This window comes from Microbacterium sp. H6 (assembly GCF_003314775.1).
Classification (GTDB): domain Bacteria; phylum Actinomycetota; class Actinomycetes; order Actinomycetales; family Microbacteriaceae; genus Microbacterium; species Microbacterium oxydans.
In genome coordinates this window covers 1-891 of record NZ_QOAY01000125.1, presented here as the reverse complement: position 1 = coordinate 891, position 891 = coordinate 1, and the positions used below count along the sequence as shown (strand labels likewise).

The 891-nt window shown below is 71.7% G+C and carries 1 protein-coding gene; it reads left to right on the top strand.

The window, feature by feature from the left end:
• The coding region (locus DSP71_RS08280) for an AMP-binding protein (RefSeq protein ID WP_147251243.1) at positions 1–891 on the top strand (891 nt) is incomplete at both ends.

Sequence of the window (891 nt, the reverse complement as noted above, 5' to 3'; positions counted from 1 at the left end):
TGGCTGCCGGTTCCGCATACCTCCCGATCGACGAGTCCTCCCCACGCGAGCGCGTGCGCGAGGTGTTCGCCGAAGCATGCCCGACTCTCGTGCTCGCCCCGCGGGGGAGCACGGCGGCGGAGCTCGCCGCGGAAGCGGACATCGCTGTCGTCGACCCGGCGGACATCTCGCCGGTGACGCTCGCGCCGCGGTCGGTACCGGGCGCCGCGGCGGCCTACGTGATCTTCACCTCAGGGTCCACCGGACGACCGAAGGGCGTGGTGCTGACCAGAGACGCCCTCGACACCCACTTCGAGGGTCTGCGTTCGGGGCGTCATGCCGAACTCGTCGCGCGGATGACGGCTGAGGAGGGGAGGGACCGGATCGTCGCGGTGCACTCCGCATCCTTCGCATTCGACACCTCGCTCATCCAGCTCCACTGGCTGTTCGCCGGGCACGAGCTGATCCTCCTCGACGACGAGGAGCGTCGGGACCCCGCCCTGTTCACCGCCCGAGCGTGCGCGGCGGACGTCATCGACGTCGCTCCCGTGCTGGCGGAGCAGCTGGTCGAGGAGGGGCTGTTCGACGGAGCTCGGCCGCTTCCTGAAGTGCTGCTGGGCGGCGAGGCGGTCAGCACTGCGCTCTGGTCGGCGCTGCGTGAGCGGTCGGCCACGACCAGGACCCTCAACCTCTACGGACCCACCGAGGCGACGGTCGATGCGCTTGGCGCCGTCGTGGCGGAGAGCACGGAACCGCTGATCGGCACGCCGGTGCCCGGCGCGCGAGCCGTGGTGCGGGATGCCTGGCTGCGTCCCGTCGCCCCGGGCACCAGGGGAGAGCTGTACCTCGAGGGAGGACAGCTCGCCAGGGGCTACCTGGGGCGACCCGGCCTCACGGCGTCGCGCTTCGTCG